Here is a 1,351-nt window from a genome sequence, read left to right on the forward strand (position 1 = left end):
TAACGAATGACATGGATTCCCCCTCACGAGGATTTGCCACACTTAGGTGTTGCTTTAAATACCGGAGGTAACCATGTCTTCTCAATTCTTTTGCGGCGTTGACCTCGCCAAACACCACTTTTCTCTGCACGCTGTTGATGACCGAGGTAAGGTCATCCTTCATAAATCCGTCTCTCGCGCTAAACTGCTGACTACATTAGCAAATATGCCAACCATGCGTATAGGTATTGAAGCGTGTTCTGGAGCGCATTATTGGGCGAGAGAGTTCATCAAATTAGGTCACGAAGCCCGTATCATGGCCGCCAAGTATGTCGGCCCTTACCGCACAAAAGGTAAAAATGACCTCAATGATGCCGTCGCTATCTGTGAGGCAGTTCAGCGTCCTGCCACCCGATTTGTACCTGTTAAATCACCTGAACGACAGGCGATCCTTTCTATTCATAGAATGCGTGAACATTGGGTTCAGGAGCGCACTGCTCTTATTAATCGTATTCGTGCTTTACTCAGTGAGTTCGGTATCATCTTCTACGGGGCGAGCCGCCGTACAACGTGAAGTACCGCTTATTCTCGAGGCCGCTGAAAACGGCCTTCCTGATATTGCACGTGCCGTCTTGGCGGATTGCTTTGAACACCTTCAGACATTGAACCAACGTATCGACGACACTGAACTGTGCTTTGATATGGTGACCAAATCCAGCCCCAATGCACAGCGTATTCTCAATGTCCGAGGCATCGGGCCTCAAACCGCTACAGCCATTATTGCTACCATTGGAAAAGGTGAGCAGTTCGACTCCGGCAGAGACTTTGCTGCTTGGTTGGGATTAGTTCCTAAACAGTATTCAACAGGCGGTAAACCTCGCCTTGGACGCATTAGTAAACGGGGCGACAAGTATCTACGAACCTTGTTAGTTCACGGCGCGAGAGCTGTCATAACTAACTTGGGAGAAAAACAGGACAGGCTCAGTGTCTGGGGACGAAGCATCCTTGAACGACGAGGGATGAACCGGGCCATTGTCGCGCTGGCAGCAAAGAACGCCCGCATTATCTGGGCACTGCTACACAACCAAACTAAGTATCAAGACTACGCCGCCTGAGCAAGAGGCGGCGCAGGGAAACACACCAACCGGGTCATTGCAAACGCAGCTGATGAGGATAGGTTAAGACCATTTGCAGAGAGCCTGTTAATGCGGCGGGCACATTGATGCCTTCTAACGAATTAGGCACTGCAACCGCGTAATGTCATCAGGGCCATGACGTGAGTCAGCGAAAGGCCGAATGTAGAGCGGCAGTCCAAAACCCATCTCCAAAAGTCTAGCGGATGTTTGACGAACGGGGGAATCCATGTAGCCCA

General features: G+C 50.3%; 1 pseudogene. It reads left to right on the forward strand.

Features of this window, described 5'->3' with window-relative positions:
* The first annotated feature begins 73 nt into the window (after positions 1 to 73).
* Positions 74 to 1,094: pseudogene (locus ATN88_RS09975) on the forward strand (IS110 family RNA-guided transposase).
* Positions 1,095 to 1,351: the final 257 nt, after the last annotated feature.

The sequence above is a fragment of the Enterovibrio coralii genome, assembly GCF_001559595.1.
Lineage (GTDB): Bacteria > Pseudomonadota > Gammaproteobacteria > Enterobacterales > Vibrionaceae > Enterovibrio > Enterovibrio coralii.